The sequence below is a fragment of the Caballeronia sp. GAWG2-1 genome (assembly GCF_023631405.1).
In the GTDB taxonomy this organism is placed as follows: Bacteria; Pseudomonadota; Gammaproteobacteria; order Burkholderiales; family Burkholderiaceae; genus Caballeronia.
In genome coordinates, this window is the sequence record NZ_JALQDD010000042.1 from 76829 (window position 1) to 91804 (window position 14976).

Annotated in this window: 16 protein-coding genes, 1 other RNA gene and 1 pseudogene; 12 read left to right on the forward strand and 6 right to left on the reverse strand. The window is 49.7% G+C overall.

What is annotated here, in order from left to right; translation table 11 throughout:
- Positions 1–36 precede the first annotated feature (36 nt).
- Both recN and bamE read left to right on the forward strand, forming a co-directional pair.
- Positions 37–1698 (forward strand): DNA repair protein RecN, encoded by a 1662-nt coding sequence (gene recN, locus NCR98_RS29605; protein WP_250489352.1) that lies wholly within the window; start codon positions 37–39, stop codon positions 1696–1698.
- Positions 1699–1884: 186 nt separating this feature from the next.
- Positions 1885–2232 carry an outer membrane protein assembly factor BamE gene (bamE, locus tag NCR98_RS29610; protein ID WP_010672176.1) on the forward strand — a complete coding sequence of 116 codons (348 nt, stop codon included), beginning with the start codon at positions 1885–1887 and terminating at the stop codon, positions 2230–2232.
- Positions 2233–2327: 95 nt separating this feature from the next.
- Here bamE and NCR98_RS29615 read toward each other — a convergent pair whose 3' ends face one another.
- Positions 2328–2621 (reverse strand): RnfH family protein, encoded by a 294-nt coding sequence (locus tag NCR98_RS29615; RefSeq protein WP_033758668.1) that lies wholly within the window; start codon positions 2619–2621, stop codon positions 2328–2330.
- Positions 2614–3048 (reverse strand): type II toxin-antitoxin system RatA family toxin, encoded by a 435-nt coding sequence (locus tag NCR98_RS29620; RefSeq protein ID WP_010257692.1) that lies wholly within the window; start codon positions 3046–3048, stop codon positions 2614–2616. Before NCR98_RS29620 ends, NCR98_RS29615 begins: the two co-directional genes overlap by 8 nt.
- Before the next feature lie 158 nt (positions 3049–3206).
- Between NCR98_RS29620 and smpB the strand changes: the two genes are divergently transcribed.
- The 3 genes from smpB to NCR98_RS29635 all read left to right on the forward strand — a co-directional run bounded on the left by smpB (position 3207) and on the right by NCR98_RS29635 (position 5483).
- Positions 3207–3689: an SsrA-binding protein SmpB gene (gene smpB / locus NCR98_RS29625; RefSeq protein WP_010257694.1), complete on the forward strand. Its 483-nt coding sequence runs from the start codon at positions 3207–3209 to the stop codon at positions 3687–3689.
- Between the two features lie 43 nt (positions 3690–3732).
- Positions 3733–4094: a transfer-messenger RNA gene (gene ssrA / locus NCR98_RS29630) on the forward strand.
- 192 nt (positions 4095–4286) lie between these two features.
- Positions 4287–5483 carry an integrase domain-containing protein gene (locus NCR98_RS29635; RefSeq protein ID WP_250489353.1) on the forward strand — a complete coding sequence of 399 codons (1197 nt, stop codon included), beginning with the start codon at positions 4287–4289 and terminating at the stop codon, positions 5481–5483.
- Positions 5484–5504: 21 nt separating this feature from the next.
- Here NCR98_RS29635 and NCR98_RS29640 read toward each other — a convergent pair whose 3' ends face one another.
- From NCR98_RS29640 to sid, 3 genes are all read right to left on the reverse strand, one after another.
- Positions 5505–7244 (reverse strand): ATP-dependent nuclease, encoded by a 1740-nt coding sequence (locus tag NCR98_RS29640; protein ID WP_250489354.1) that lies wholly within the window; start codon positions 7242–7244, stop codon positions 5505–5507.
- Positions 7245–7775: 531 nt separating this feature from the next.
- Entirely contained in the window at positions 7776–8027 is a 252-nt protein-coding gene (locus tag NCR98_RS29645; RefSeq protein WP_350029533.1) for an ogr/Delta-like zinc finger family protein, read from the reverse strand.
- A complete protein-coding gene (gene sid, locus NCR98_RS29650) occupies positions 8024–8740 on the reverse strand; it encodes a capsid size-determining scaffold Sid (protein ID WP_250489356.1) in 717 nt (238 codons plus the stop codon). The genes NCR98_RS29645 and sid overlap by 4 nt, the downstream gene beginning before the upstream one ends.
- 521 nt (positions 8741–9261) lie before the next feature.
- On the opposite strand from sid, the gene NCR98_RS29655 reads away from it, so the two are divergent.
- From NCR98_RS29655 to NCR98_RS29685, 7 genes and pseudogenes are all read left to right on the forward strand, one after another.
- Entirely contained in the window at positions 9262–9519 is a 258-nt protein-coding gene (locus NCR98_RS29655) for a helix-turn-helix transcriptional regulator (protein WP_250489357.1), read from the forward strand.
- The gene (locus NCR98_RS29660) at positions 9516–9764 is read left to right on the forward strand and encodes a hypothetical protein (protein ID WP_250489359.1); all 249 of its coding nucleotides are present in this window, start codon (positions 9516–9518) and stop codon (positions 9762–9764) included. Before NCR98_RS29655 ends, NCR98_RS29660 begins: the two co-directional genes overlap by 4 nt.
- 13 nt (positions 9765–9777) lie before the next feature.
- Positions 9778–10305, forward strand: a complete 528-nt coding sequence (locus NCR98_RS33415; protein ID WP_284503991.1) for a host cell division inhibitor Icd-like protein — start codon at positions 9778–9780, stop codon at positions 10303–10305.
- Positions 10302–10568, forward strand: coding sequence for a hypothetical protein (locus NCR98_RS29670; protein WP_250489362.1), 267 nt, complete (start codon positions 10302–10304; stop codon positions 10566–10568). The genes NCR98_RS33415 and NCR98_RS29670 overlap by 4 nt, the downstream gene beginning before the upstream one ends.
- A complete protein-coding gene (locus NCR98_RS29675) occupies positions 10555–10896 on the forward strand; it encodes a DUF5375 family protein (RefSeq protein WP_250489363.1) in 342 nt (113 codons plus the stop codon). The genes NCR98_RS29670 and NCR98_RS29675 overlap by 14 nt, the downstream gene beginning before the upstream one ends.
- A 14-nt stretch (positions 10897–10910) precedes the next feature.
- Positions 10911–13226 carry a primase-helicase zinc-binding domain-containing protein gene (locus NCR98_RS29680; protein WP_250528119.1) on the forward strand — a complete coding sequence of 772 codons (2316 nt, stop codon included), beginning with the start codon at positions 10911–10913 and terminating at the stop codon, positions 13224–13226.
- 345 nt (positions 13227–13571) lie between these two features.
- A pseudogene (locus tag NCR98_RS29685) lies at positions 13572–13909 on the forward strand (hypothetical protein); the annotation flags it as partial.
- Positions 13910–14070: 161 nt separating this feature from the next.
- Here the strand turns inward: NCR98_RS29685 and NCR98_RS29690 are convergent.
- On the reverse strand, positions 14071–14874 hold the full coding sequence (locus NCR98_RS29690) for a hypothetical protein (RefSeq protein ID WP_250489366.1): 804 nt from the start codon (positions 14872–14874) through the stop codon (positions 14071–14073).
- Positions 14875–14976 lie beyond the last annotated feature (102 nt).

The following is a 14976-nucleotide window of genomic DNA, read 5'->3' on the forward strand; positions in this document are numbered from 1 at the left end:
GAAAAACCATATGTGTTTATTCATACAGGTGAACCTATGCTGGCCCAACTGACCATCAGTAATTTCGCTATCGTTCGTGAGCTCGACATTGATTTTCAACGCGGCATGACAGCAATCACTGGTGAGACCGGTGCCGGTAAGTCTATCGCGATTGATGCGCTGGGATTATGCCTGGGCGGTCGTGCTGATGCCGACATGGTGCGTCAGGGTGCCAGCCGGGCCGACCTCTGCGCACGCTTCCAGCTTAAGTCCTCCCCTTCTGCTCAGCGCTGGCTGATTGATAATCATCTGGACGATGGCAACGAATGTCTGCTGCGCCGGGTTATCAGCGCTGACGGACGTTCCCGCGGCTTTATCAACGGCACGGCGGTGCCGCTCTCTCAGCTGCGCGATCTCGGCCAGTTACTGATTCAGATCCACGGCCAGCATGCCCATCAGCTTCTGCTCAAACCAGACCACCAGAAACATCTGCTGGATGCCTATGCCGGTCACGACGATCTGCTGCAGCAAATGCGCGCCAGCTATCAGACCTGGCATCAGAGCTGCCGCACCCTGGCGCTGCATCAGCAGCAGGCGCAGGAGCGCGAATCCCGCCGCGAGCTGTTGCAGTATCAGCTGAAAGAGCTGAACGACTTCGCTCCGCAGCAGGGTGAATATGAGCAGATCGACGAAGAGTATAAGCGTCTGGCCAACAGCGGACAGCTGCTGTCGACCAGCCAGCAGGCACTGCAACTGTTAGCAGACAGCGATGACAATAATCTCAACAGCCTGCTCTACAGCGCGCGTGAGATGATTTCAGAGCTGACCTCGCTGGATGAGAAGCTGAACGGCGTTCACAACCTGCTGGAAGAGGCGGCGATTCAGCTGAGCGAAGCCAGTGACGAACTGCGCCACTACTGCGACAGCCTTGATCTGGATCCTAACCGCTTGTATGAACTGGAACAGCGTATTTCGCGCCAGATCGCCTTAGCCCGTAAGCATCACGTCACCCCTGAAGGGCTGCCTGAACTGCATCAGCAACTACTGGCAGAAGCGGAACTGCTGTCTCAGCATGAGAGCGATCAGGAGAGCCTGCAATTACTGGTGGGTGAACACTATCAGGCCGCGCTGCAAAGCGCAGAGCAGCTGCACCAGCAGCGCAGCCACTATGCCGATGAGTTGCAGTTGCTGATTACCCAGAGTATGCATCTGCTCTCGATGCCGCATGGCCAGTTTAAAATTGCGCTGACCTTTAATCGGGATCAGCTGACCGCAGACGGTGCGAGCCGCGTCGATTTCCAGGTGACCACTAACCCAGGTCAGCCACTGCAGCCGCTGGGCAAAGTTGCTTCGGGCGGTGAACTGTCACGTATCGCCCTGGCGATTCAGGTGATCACCGCGAAGAAAATGGAAACGCCGGCGATGATTTTCGATGAAGTGGATGTCGGCATCAGCGGCCCGACCGCCGCCGTGGTGGGTAAACTGTTGCGTCAGCTGGGCGAATCGACTCAGGTGATGTGCGTAACCCACCTGCCGCAGGTTGCCGGTTGTGGTCATCAGCATTTTTATGTCAGCAAAGAGACCGATGGTGCGATGACCGAGACTCATATGCAGCCGCTGGACAAACGTGCACGTCTGCAGGAACTGGCGCGACTGCTGGGTGGCAGCGAGGTCACACGTAACACCTTGGCCAACGCAAAAGAACTTTTAGCCGCATAGCAGCGCACTTTTTTAACCGGCTGGGGTCATAAGCTTGCTCTGTAGAGGTTTCCAATAGCGAAAAGGTTTATTATCATCGGCACTTATGTCGCCAAAGTAATAAAGCCTGCCGCAGGCAGAGTTCAGATTTTGATGGCAAGAAAACCGCCTGTAAAAGGCGTTTGGCCCCGGAAAAGGAATGTATAGATGCGCTGTAAAACGCTGACTGCCGCGGCAGTAGTAATGTTGATGATGACCGCCGGATGTTCCACTTTAGAGCGCGTGGTCTATCGTCCTGATATCAACCAGGGTAACTATCTGGTAGCTAACGACGTAGCCAAGATCCATACCGGTATGACACAGCAACAGGTGGCTTACACCCTCGGTACGCCGATGATGAAAGACCCGTTTGGCAGCAACGTATGGTATTACGTGTTCCGTCAGGAGCCAGGTCATGAGCGCGTGAAGCAGCAGACGCTGACACTGAACTTTGATGGTAACGGTGTTCTGACTAACATCGACAATAAGCAGAATCTGGCCAGAAACAGCGACTGATTGAACGGAAGACCGTTTAAACGGCAGACAGCAAAAAGGCGCACTGAGCGCCTTTTTTTATGCCCGCTATCCACTGAGCCTGAAGGGATAGCGACTTATTTTTTGCTCTCTGCCGCTCGCTCTGCGCGCTGACGGCGCAGCTCTTTGGGATCGGCAATCAGCGGACGATAGATCTCAATACGATCGCCCTCATTAACCTCATCACCCAGCTTCACTGGCCGGCTGTAGATGCCGACTTTGTTACTGGTGAGATCAATCTCCCGACGCAGTTCCAGTAGTCCTGACTTTTGGATGACCTGCTCTACCGTGCTGCCCTGCTCCACTTTCACGTAAAGCTGATACTGTTTTTCAGGTAAGGCGTAGACCACCTCAACGGAGATCTCAGGCACTGTAGACCTCTTTAGCACGCTGAGTGAAAGCCTGCACCATGCTGTTGGCAAGCTCTTTGAAGATACGTCCAAAGGCCATCTCTACCAGCATGTTGGTGAATTCAAACTCCAGGCTTAATTCAACCTTGCAGGCGTCATCGCCCAGCGAGACGAACTTCCAGCCGCCGGTCAGCTTGCGGAACGGTCCATCAACCAGTTGCATATGGATGCTCTGGTTATCTGTCAGGGTATTGCGGGTGGTAAATGTCTTGCTGATGCCCGCTTTCGACACATCCACGGACGCAGTCATCTGATTATCTGACGCATCCAGCACGCGGCTTCCGGTGCAACCCGGCAGGAATTGCGGATAGGCATCCACATCATTTACAAGTTTGTACATCTGACCGGCACTAAACGGGACCAGCGCCGAACGACTAATCTGAGCCATAATGGTTCCTGTTCATCACGAAACCGCTGAATAATAGCATTTTCAGCGATTAAACAAAAATGTCCCCGAGTGAGGGTGTGCTAGAATATCCCGTTTCCTGCCGCCCCGCTGGACTGGGGATGCGATAACCGACTAAGTGATGTAAAATACGCCGCACTATGACAAAGAAAAAAGCACACAAACCCGGTTCTGCCACTGTTGCCATGAACAAACGCGCCCGTCACGAGTACTTCATTGAAGAGGAGTACGAAGCGGGATTGTCGTTACAAGGATGGGAAGTTAAGTCACTTCGTGCTGGTAAAGCCAACATCAGCGACAGCTATATTCTGCTGCGCGATGGCGAAGCCTTTCTGTTCGGTTCAACCTTTCAACCCTTAGCCGTTGCCTCCAGTCACGTGGTCTGCGACCCGACGCGCAGCCGTAAGCTGCTGCTGAAGCAACGTGAACTCGACTCCCTGTATGGCCGCGTCAACCGCGAAGGCTACACCATCGTGGCGCTGTCGTTGTACTGGAAGAACGCCTGGTGCAAACTGAAGATTGGTGTTGCACGCGGTAAAAAAGAGCACGACAAGCGCGATGATATCAAAGACCGCGAATGGCAATTAGACAAAGCACGTATCATGAAGAATTCAAAGCGTTAAGCACTGGATTTTGAGTTGTTTTGTTGTTAGTATTTGAAGTTCTGGGGCTGATTCTGGACTCGACGGGATTGTGAAGCCTTAGGAGCATGCCGAGGGGCGGTTTGCCTCGTAAAAAGCCGCAAAAAAATAGTCGCAAACGACGAAAACTACGCACTAGCAGCTTAATAACCTGCTTAGAGCCTTCTCTCCCTAGCTTCCGCTCTTAAGACGGGGATCAAGAGAAGTCAAACCCAAAAGAGATCGCGTGGATGCCTTGCCTGGGGTTGAAGCGTTAAATCCAATCAGGCTAGTCTGTTAGTGGCGTGTCTGTTCGCAGCTAACCGGCGAATGTAAAAACTGACTAAGCATGTAGTGCCGACGGTGTAGTAATTTCGGACGCGGGTTCAACTCCCGCCAGCTCCACCAAAATTCTTCAAAGATGGTTCCAGTGCCATCCGCAGAAGTCCTGAAAGCCCGCACGGCACAAGCCCTGCGGGCTTTTTTGTATCCGTAATCTTCCGTGACGATCCGCCTGAATCCAGAGATAATTGGTACACGTTTAGGTACACGCTATAATGTGGGCCAAAAACGTGTACCAATTATGGACGGAAACCAGTCATGGCTCGGATGACACGCCCCCTCACTAATAACGAAATCCTCAAAGCTAAGCCTCAAGAGAAAGAGTTCACGCTGCATGATGGTGACGGACTTTTCCTGCTCGTCAAAACATCCGGTAAGAAGCTATGGCGTTTCCGCTATCAACGTCCTGGAAGTAGCAGCCGTACAAACCTTAGTCTTGGCTCCTACCCTGCTCTAACACTCGCTGCCGCACGTCAGATGCGTGACCAATATATGTCGCTGCTTGCGCAAGGGATCGACCCGCAGAAGCAGCAAGAGGAAGTTTCTGAGCAACGGCAAATTGAGCTGGATAGTATTTTTTCAGTTGTTGCCGGAAGATGGTTCCTACTTAAAAGCAAAAGCGTCACGGAGGATTACGCGAAGGATATTTGGCGATCGCTGGAGAAAGACATCTTCCCTACGATTGGTGAGATTCCTGTTCAAACGCTCAAGGCCAGAACGATCGTTGAAGCATTGGAGCCGATTAAAGCTCGCGGGGCGCTTGAAACAGTTCGCCGCTTAATTCAGCGTATTAATGAGATCATGATTTATGCAGTCAACACAGGGTTGATTGATGCAAATCCTGCTTCAGGCGTTGGTATGGCTTTTGAGAAGCCAAAAAAGCAGCATATGCCAACGCTTAGACCCGAGGAATTGCCAATGTTGATGCGGTCATTATCTATGTCGAACCTATCTGTTTCTACTCGCTGCCTTATTGAGTGGCAACTTCTGACCCTTGTGCGTCCTTCTGAAGCCGCGGGTACTCGTTGGGTTGAAATCGATATTGAAGCAAAGCTCTGGACGATACCTGCCAAACGTATGAAAGCAAAGCGAGAACACGTTGTTCCTTTATCTTCTCAAGCATTGGATATTCTAGAGATAATGAAACCTATCAGCGCTCACAGGGAACATGTATTTCCAAGCAGAAGTGATCCAAAGCAATCAATGAACAGCCAGACAGCCAATGCCGCTATCAAGCGCGTCGGATATGGAGGTAGGCTGGTTGCACATGGATTACGTTCGATAGCTAGTACCGCAATGAATGAATACGGTTTCAATTCAGATGTAATTGAGGCTGCTCTAGCTCATAGCGATAAAAATGAGGTAAGGAAAGCCTATAACCGTTCTATTTACCTTAAGGGAAGGATAGAGTTAATGGATTGGTGGGGGCGAGAAATTTATAAGAAAAACAGCTGAGCCAATGGCTCAGCTAGTTAATTAATGGCTTATTATTTCCCCAAGATATTTTATTATTGGGACCTTAATAATATCCTCATGATCTACGTTAGGCTTCAAAACATTTTTCCAATAAAGATTAGCATTATAAGGCTTGCTCTTATCCCCTGATTCAATAAACCTAAATGCAGCGGGTATTGACTCACATTTATGCGCAGGCTCGAAGGTTGTAACATGTGTTCTGAAAACACCTATATTCCCTTTCATACTCACGAAATCTATATTGTACTGATCAACAATCGTTTTTTGAATTCCAGAATCAAATATACAGTTACCTCTTTCGTCAGCCCCTACCCTAACAGCTTTATCAGTATCAAAAATAACGTGATATTTTATGTTGAATTTAGAAAATATTTTTTGATAAAAGGGTATGTTGTTTACAGTGCCACAATTTAATACAAAAATGTATTTCTGACTTTTTTTCTCTTGGAGGTAAGCTCGTGCAATTATTTCTTCTGTTGGCCCTTCAATTAGAAGAACCTCATCGCAATAAAATGATTCACAGATGTAAGGGTTGAACCTCAGCACTTCATACATTTCTTGCTTTAATTCTTCCTTAGTAACAATGCCTTTTGCAGACTTGAGAAAAGCGTCATTAATCTGATGTACTTCTGTACCGGTTTCGTTCTTAACTAACTTTATAATTGAAGATTTAGGTTTAGTGATATCAATCATTGCCGCAGAATGAGAGGCGCATAAAACTTGATAAGGCAACTCTTCAGTGCTTACTTGGTAAATCAACTCCCTAAGCTCTTTTACCATTCTTGGATATAAAAATAACTCTGGCTCTTCAAAAAGAACCATGTAGTCCTTTCTTCCTTTCTGTCTTTCAAATTTCTCAGCTACATCTCTCATTAGCAATAGAGTGAAAATTGCAGTTCTGATAGTCCCATGGCCTACACTATTATAAGATGATGGTATGTCATCATCCTTCTCTCCATTCACACCTTTTTTTATAAACTCAATATCAAATTCTTTACCTAATTTATTCTCAGTCCATACAACTCTATCCTTGTGATCTTTAAATGATATATTGGTATCCCCGAATATCCTATTAAAATAAGTGTTGACCGATTTCTCGTAAGTACTTATAAGCTCAGAATCATACATTTTATCTTGTAATTCTTTTATTTTCGCCTGCGCTAACTGCAGCTCCATGAAATCTTGAGTTTTTAATGTGCTTTCAGCCATAGCCTTTAATATTTCATTAAGGATTGTTTTAGCTTGTTCTTCAGTGGGCATGGCATTTATAAATATTGGTTTTGGCAGACACGCCTGAAAAACAGTGTGCAACCCAAGAGTTGCATAGGCAACATCTTCATAAGAATCGTTATCATAATTGAAAGTAAGATTAGCTACTTCAAACTTCCCTGCTTTATGGGTTAAAATTTTTTTTATCCTGAGAAGGTTGCCTTTTAAATACTTTTTGTAGCTCTCCTTTTTTGTGGGCGCTACAGTTTCAATCCTAGCCTTATCCACCTCATCGACTTCAACCTCTAATTCAAATTCAATATTTTGAGACTTTCCTCTTTTATGGAAGTCGTCTAAGATAGGTTTTTCGTCTTTGTAAAAATACATATAAGCTTTTAGAAAAGTAGATTTACCAGCATTATTTGCCCCATAAATAAAAAGAGTGTTAGTGTCTTTAAAAACTATTTTATTCTTATCCAACCCCCCAGAAATACCTCTAAAATTATCAACTGCAAAAAAAGATATTTTCATTTTCAGCCTCTTATCCGTAAGTTTAAAATGACATCAACAATCGAAACTTGATGTTACAATAAATATCAAAATAAATAAGAATAGTCTTATACCGTTTAACTATTAAATATATTTAATAAATAAAAAAAGGAATATGCAGTAATAAATTAAACGAAAACAACAGCTTAAAAATAAAGAGCAATTAGCACACGTCTAATGGCCACTGAAAACCACTCTTAAAATTAAGTATCCAATGTTACTTTCTGATTAAGGCTAGTCTCATTCGCTGCTAGCTCGATTAAACATCCGCGCGCAATGCTATCCCCGCCACGCCTGCCCGCTTTATGGATCGTTTTTCATGCAAGTGCATGATACGGGCCGGGCCGCGCCCGGCATGGGCTGAACGGTGGAAAGTGGCCGATAATTTTGCATGCAGATTCATGCACGCTATGCATGCAGGGCTCTTTACAAAGCGGCTGGCCAGAAAAAAGGCTTCGGGAAGAAAGAATATGGGCGCAAAAAAGCCGCTGGTGTGGCAGCGGCTGTACGGGATTAATGAACCTGGCGGAATGCAGAACCATAACGGCCCAGCGTCTGCCGTTCCCTGGCCGGTTCGGGTGGCGCTTCTGGTACGTTTTCCGGCCGTGGCGGTGCGGTGATCACCTTTGTGATGCTCTCATTCGTCTTGAAAGTACAGGAGCAGTTCAGGTTAGTGCACTGGTGATAACGCTCTTTTACCTGCTCTGACATATAGCGGCTCGATTTGGTATGTGCCGCGCTTTTGCAGTAGGGACAGTGCATCATTTCTGGCTGCCCTCCTGAAGTTTTGCACGCTGCGCCCGGATTGATTCAGCCAGTTTCTGACGACGCATAGGATGGCGGTAAAGCTCCATATCAATACCTGTTAACGGCGGGCGATACAGACCAATATTTTCCAGTAGCGGTGCCTCTTCCATTACACTGTCCGGCAGGGCCACAGCCGCCCGTGTCAGCGCTTCACCAACCAGATAAGCCACGTCCTTAATCCGGTCCCGGTCATCACCGGCAAACGTCGGGGAAAGTTCTTCACGGCGGACACGCAGCTTAATAGCCCACAACAGCGACGGGCTCACGTTACGCAGCGCTGACTGCCAGTGTGCATCCGCAAATCCGGTAAACGCCGCGCTGTATGATTCGACGTACTCTTTGCCACTGCCGCAGCATTTCAGCATTGCCTCCTGCTTATCCAGCTCCAGCTCTTTTAGCAGCCCGCCGAACTCGTCGGCCAGTTCCCGGCTGGCGATGCGATGAGAATGTTCGGCGCGCAGCTCGTCAGTGAGATTGCCTCGCAGGTTGCGGAAGCTCGTGCGCCAGTTGCTCTCGGCTTCTTTCCCAGCCTCGATGGCCAACTGCTGCTCTTTTTCACAGCGGGCAATATCGGCGCAGATGCCATTATAGGCTTTCATTCTTTCGGTATGTTCAGCGCGGGCTTTCTCGAAGCGTTCCAGTGATGCAGGTTTCTGTTCCGGGGTGGTCATGATTGTCTCTCATCGTCTGTAAAGGATGAGGCCATTCTGTCGTGTACCACAGGACAGCGCATTTCATTGCTTTCCGCCTGTCGATGAACAAACAAAGGCATAATCGGTACGGGATGGCTCCTTAACTGATGATATTTCTTATATAACTGTTCACTGGTATTCACTGAGATAAAAAAGATAATAAATACAGTAAGTAAAGCAGTGAACACTTTAAAATTAAGTTTTCACTGAGTATTCACAGGTGTTCACACAGCCTCAGATAACAGCTTTTTTCTGGCGAGCCTTTTTCAGATTTTAATTCTATTAATAAAAGCTTTTTAATCGTTGAAAGCTCTCAAAAGGCAAACACTGGCAAACGTTGGCAAACAAAGGCAAACAGGAGGTAAGAGAAATGCTTTTTGCTCATTTTTCAGCAATCAGGGGGTTGTTTACTTCACCAGAAATATAATCAGAATAGGGGGTTACCTGAAGACACCACCGGAACCGGACAGCACCGGCCGGACTCATAATGAGGTAACACCATGCACGCAGTTTCATCCTTACCAGTCCCTGCCATTCCCGTAACCCGCGATGCCGTTTATCCGCGCGACCGCTTTATGCGACTGCCGGAGGTCATCAGCACCTGCGGTCTGTCACGCTCGACCATTTACGACTTAATCAGTCGGGAGCAGTTCCCCTCACAGATTTCCCTCGGCGGTAAAAACGTCGCCTGGCTGGCATCAGAGATTGACGGCTGGATGCAGGCCCGCATCGCGCAGCGTGCCGGAGGTGCAGAGTGATTTTGCTGAATTTGGGCACAAAAACCTTTCCGCTCACCCTCGAAGAAGCCGCCTTTGTCGCAGAAAGCCTGACGGCAGCCCTCAGCTACAGACCAGCAACCGCACCGGCCTTTACCAGCGGAATGCACGGTCACATCTCCGTTATGAGTAAAAAAGCGAAGCCTGCCAGGCAGCGGGCGAAAAAAGAGAACCGGGAATTCCGATCAAATCCGCCGCAATCCGATCACGTCCTGACCAGTTGCTGAGGAAAATACCCCGATGTGTGAAAAAAGGCTTTTCTCTGGCGAGCGGCCGTTATACAGTTTTTGTGCTGTCGCAAAATCGGCAGCCGGGCGTAGGAACCCGAGTTACTTATTGGCGACACAACACGCGCCATGCGTGTTTTTTTACGTCGTTGCCTCAGTGCGCCATTTTTCAGCGCAGCGGTCCTTATTCCGTTGCGTCGTCAAAATAATGGTGGCTCAGGCGGGGCAGCCTTCGGGCTGGCCGGTTTCCAATAAGGCCGGTATTCCTACCCCCGTCTGGGCTACCACCCATGAGCGTAGGAACTCCGGTGGTAGCAGTAACCGCTACTTATTGGAGATTGTCCTCATGACAACGGCCCTTACTGCCGCTCACCCTGAATTCACCTTTGTTTTTGCCGCCGTGCGCCGCATCGATGCCGCCGCCCGTCCATGCATGCTGCGCACTGTAGCAGGCGATGAGCGCAGCGCCCGCGCCAGCCTCGCCCGCGATTACGTCCTGTCCTTTGCCGGTCGTCTGCCGGTTAAGGCGGTGGCGGCATGAACACCCGTTCTCAACACCTGAATAACCATGACACCTACCCCATTCCCCACGCTGACTATCTGCGTCTGCTGCACGCGCACACGGTCGGCGTGACCGTGCTCGATATGTTCGACTCGGTGAACTGCCTGAGCGCGCGCGGCTGCGTCCCGGACGGCGCGGCGCTTGCCTCGGTCGTCGCCCTGCTCACCGACCAGCTCGGTAAAGTCGTTGAAACCTGTGAATCCCGCATGTTAGCCACGGAGGCCCGCCATGATGACCGCTAATCACTCCTGCCTGCCCGTTGAGGTACGCACCGCCGTTTACCGCCGCGCTCTGGCGCAGGGCTATCTGAATGCCTGCAAAAACCTCGGCATCACCGTTTCAGCCACGCTCGATGAGTTGCAGATGACGATTGCCCTTGAGCTGGAGAGCTTCTATGTGCGCCGTCACGGCCCCGATGCGGGCATGGAGATGGCCTGCACCATGCTGGGCGATATGGTCGAACCTGACCTGCTGACCGCGCCGCCGCGCCTGACGCAGCTCGGCGTCACCATGATGGATGAACTTTTCCGCAGCCAGCTTGCGGCCGCCAGCCACATCACGCTGCACTGAGGGAGAACATGCAGATGAAACATATCGTCTCTGACACCGTAAAGGCGGCCACCGGATTCTGGCCGCAGCTTCTGCCTGCCCTCGGCATCAGCGTGCACGCCGGGGGGCGACACGGTGCCTGCCCGGCGTGCGGCGGTAAAGACCGCTTCCGCTTCGACAATCAGGATGGGCGCGGAACGTGGCTCTGTAACCAGTGCGGGGCCGGTGACGGCCTTAACCTGGTGGAAAAGGCGCTCAGTATCAGCGCTAAAGAGGCCGCCATGAAGGTGGCCGGAGTGCTCGGCACGCTGCCGGAGCCAGCCCCGGTTATGCATTTTGAAGCCGCAGACAAAAGCCGCGCGCAGGCAGACGCCGCCGCACGGGCGCAGACACTTATCGCCGCCGCTGTCAGCCGCACGGACAACGCCTACCTTTCATCGAAAGGGCTGCACGGTACGCAGGCGCTCACACTTGCTGATGCGCTGCGATGTGGCGGCGTCAGCTTTGCCGCCGGGGATGTACTCATTCCACTGACCGGCAAAGACGGTACGGCCGTAAACGTGCAGCTCATCAGTGCCGCAGGCGACAAGCGCACCCTTCCCGGCGGGCAGGTGAAAGGCACTTACTGGCTGGCAGGCGAGCCGGACGGCAAAACGCTGTGGCTCACTGAAGGATATGCCACCGGCCTGACCGTGCACCGGCTGACCGGGCAGGCGGTTTACGTGGCGCTGAGCGCCAACAACCTGCCCGCGATGGCAAAGCAGCTGCGTGAGTTACACCCCGGCGCGCTGATGCTAATTGCCGCCGACCGCGATGACAACGGCACCGGCCAGTTAAAAGCAGAAGAAGCGGCGAAAGCCTGCGGCGGGAAAGCCGCACTGCCGCCAGTTACCGGTGACTGGAACGACGTGTGGCAGGCGCAGGGCGATATCGCCACGCTGGCGCAGCTCACCGACTTCACCCAGCCGCAGCTGCTTAGCCCGTTTGAATCCGTCAGCGAGGCCGACCTGAAGGCCATGAGCGCCAGTCAGAAAGCCGAGCTGCTGGTCGCCCATTACGGGGAGGCGCTGGCCGTGCCGCCGGTCGGAGAGGAAATCTGCCGCTATGAAAACGGCGCATGGCAGGTGATGGAGGCGAAGACGCTGCGCCGGGAAATCGCCGCGCTGTTTCAGAAGGTGCGCGCACCGTTCTCGGCCGCCGGTATCGGCAGCGTGCTGGACACACTCAAGCTGATGTTACCGCAGATGGGGGAACCGTCCCGCCGCCTGATTGGTTTCCGTAACGGCGTATTTGATACCGCTACCGGCACGTTCAGTCCGCACCGCCGGGAGCACTGGCTGCGCACCGTTAACAGCGTGGACTTCACCGCCCCGCGTCCGGGTGAAAACCTCGCAGACCACGCCCCGTATTTCTGGCGCTGGTTAACGCGGGCCGCCGGGAATAATCACGACAAGCAGGAGCGCATTCTGGCGGCGTTATTTATGGTGCTGGCAAACCGCTATGACTGGCAGATGTTTTTCGAAGTAACCGGCCCCGGCGGTAGCGGTAAAAGCGTGATGGCCTCAATAGCCACTCTGCTGGCCGGAAAAGACAATACCACGTCAGCCACCATCGACACGCTGGAATCCTCACGCGAGCGCGCCAGCGTGGTGGGCTTCTCACTGATTATTCTCCCTGACCAGGAGAAATGGAGCGGCGACGGCGCGGGCATCAAGGCGATTACCGGCGGTGATGCCGTGGCAATCGATCCGAAATACCGTGACGCCTATTCAACGCACATTCCGGCGGTCATTCTGGCGGTGAACAACAACCCGATGCGTTTCAGCGATCGCAGCGGTGGCGTTTCGCGTCGCCGGGTTATCCTGACGTTCCCCGAAGTGATACCGGCTAATGAGCGAGATCCGCAGCTACTGGACAAAATCAGCGCCGAGCTGGCCGTGATTGTCCGTCACCTGATGCAGCGTTTCGCATCACCCGATGAAGCGCGCGAGCTGTTGCAGGCGCAGCAGTCATCCGGCGAAGCGCTGGAGATAAAGCGCCAGGCTGATCCGCTGATTGATTTCTGTGGCTATCTGATGCCGCTGAGCACGCCGAACGGGCTGTTTATCGGTAACGCCAATATCCGCCCGATGAACCCGAAACGTTATCTCTATCATGCGTATCTGTCATTCATGGAGTCACGCGGCCATCAGCATCCGCTGAGCCTGACCGCATTCGGCCAGGCGGTGCCGCAGACTCTTAAAGAGTATGAGCGCACCCTTCTGAAGCGCAGGACTAATAACGGCATCCAGACTAATCTCACGCTACATGAAGACAGTGAGGCAGATTGGCTGCCAGCATGTAGCCCCTAATTACTACTCCACGTAAACCGGCTTAGGCCGGTTTTTTTATATTTGATGCGATTATTAATATCAGCCAAGGCCGCTAAGAGCGAACAGCAGACGTTAGAAGCAGCTTTAAACCTAGATTAAAATTATTTCTAAAAACTTCATTGAAAATTAATCTATAATTATCATGAAACATATTTTCATTCAGAGTATTTATTTTTATTAGCTTAAGTTAACGCTGATTTTTCCAAACCTTTGTTAGTTCGGAATAAATATTACTTCCGGTGTGTATTGGTTGAGAGCATCCTGAATAAAGCGCTCCTAAGGTGTAGCAATGTGACATAATGAATTGCGGCGTAATAATTTACAATTAGCGCCCTCATCCCTCCCCAAATGTGAGAGGGGTACTGGCCGAGCGAGTAAGTAGACCGTAACAGAGCGGTTGCTATTCAACGTCTAAGTGGGAGCAATGCTCGGTAGAAATAGACACGGAATATAACCGTCGCTCCATTGCGGAAACGGCAATTTCTCTCGTAAAACAACTTTTCGGAGGCTCGCTTACACTGCGTGATAATGACGGCCAGGTCGCAGAGGACCTATGCATGGTAAGTGCATTGAACAAGATGACAAAGGCTGGCATGCCTGAAAAAAAATCCGCCACGGTAATATTTATCCCAAATCTGTTTTATTCAACAAAGCCGCTATAAATTTAAATAGAAACATTAAAAGCTTAATGTTAATCATAAATTTAATAAGTAATAGCTATAAAACCAAAATTTCGGTAAACCTCCTTTTCTTGGAGGATTACCTTATAATATTCTTTTAACGCCAATAAGCCAAATCTAAAACAGGCAGCGCTGCATAATCTTTAAGACAAATGATAACCAAAAAAATGCACTACAATATTTAGAGTGTTCTTTGCCAAGAAAAGTACTTCCTCTGAATTCAATGGCACTTGCTTTCCAACCTGAACCGTTGTGTCCCCTGTTTTATCAATATACTTTTGATCAACAACGCCTAAAGAATGGGCAAACAAATGCCTTTTTTGAAAAATCCGTGTAAATTCATTCAGATCATCAACAACGTCTTCAACAACTATTAAATCAGCCATTTTATCCTTCCATCCGCTTACATTCTGAAAGGATGGGGTTTTGAAATCGAAAATATTTTTATTATGCATGTGAATTTCATAGCACCTCTTCATTACACCATCAAATGCACTGACAATATCTGACAACAACTGTTTTAATTGTTCTCGGGAATAATTTTGAATAACCGCCACTTCAGCTTTACTCACCATATCCCTCATAACTTCTCTTGGGTTTTCAATAAAGCATATGGGGCATCTGTGTATATAACCGTTGAATGCGTAGGGGGTTTTATAATTTTTACAAATAGTATCTATATCAAAACTTCCAGCATCATCTCTGAGTTTGGCTATAGGCCTAAAAGTGTCAATAAGACCACCATAACCGCAAGCGGATGGGCATGCTAAATAAATTTCGTCATTCCATCCCGTTTTGCATTCTGGAAGCATTAGCCAACTCAAATCCTGACATTTTGGACAGGTAATTACCAGGCCAGTCCTGTTTGGATCTAGTTGATTAAGCTTTTTTTTATAATTTTTTTCATGTGACGCATGTAATTTTTTATAGGCTTCATTTTCAGACATAAACTCCCTCACTTTAACTAGAATACTGCTTTCATCTTCAACAAGAATAAAACATAGAAAAAATCATTCAATTTCAATTACAGATACCAAAAAAAACAGCAT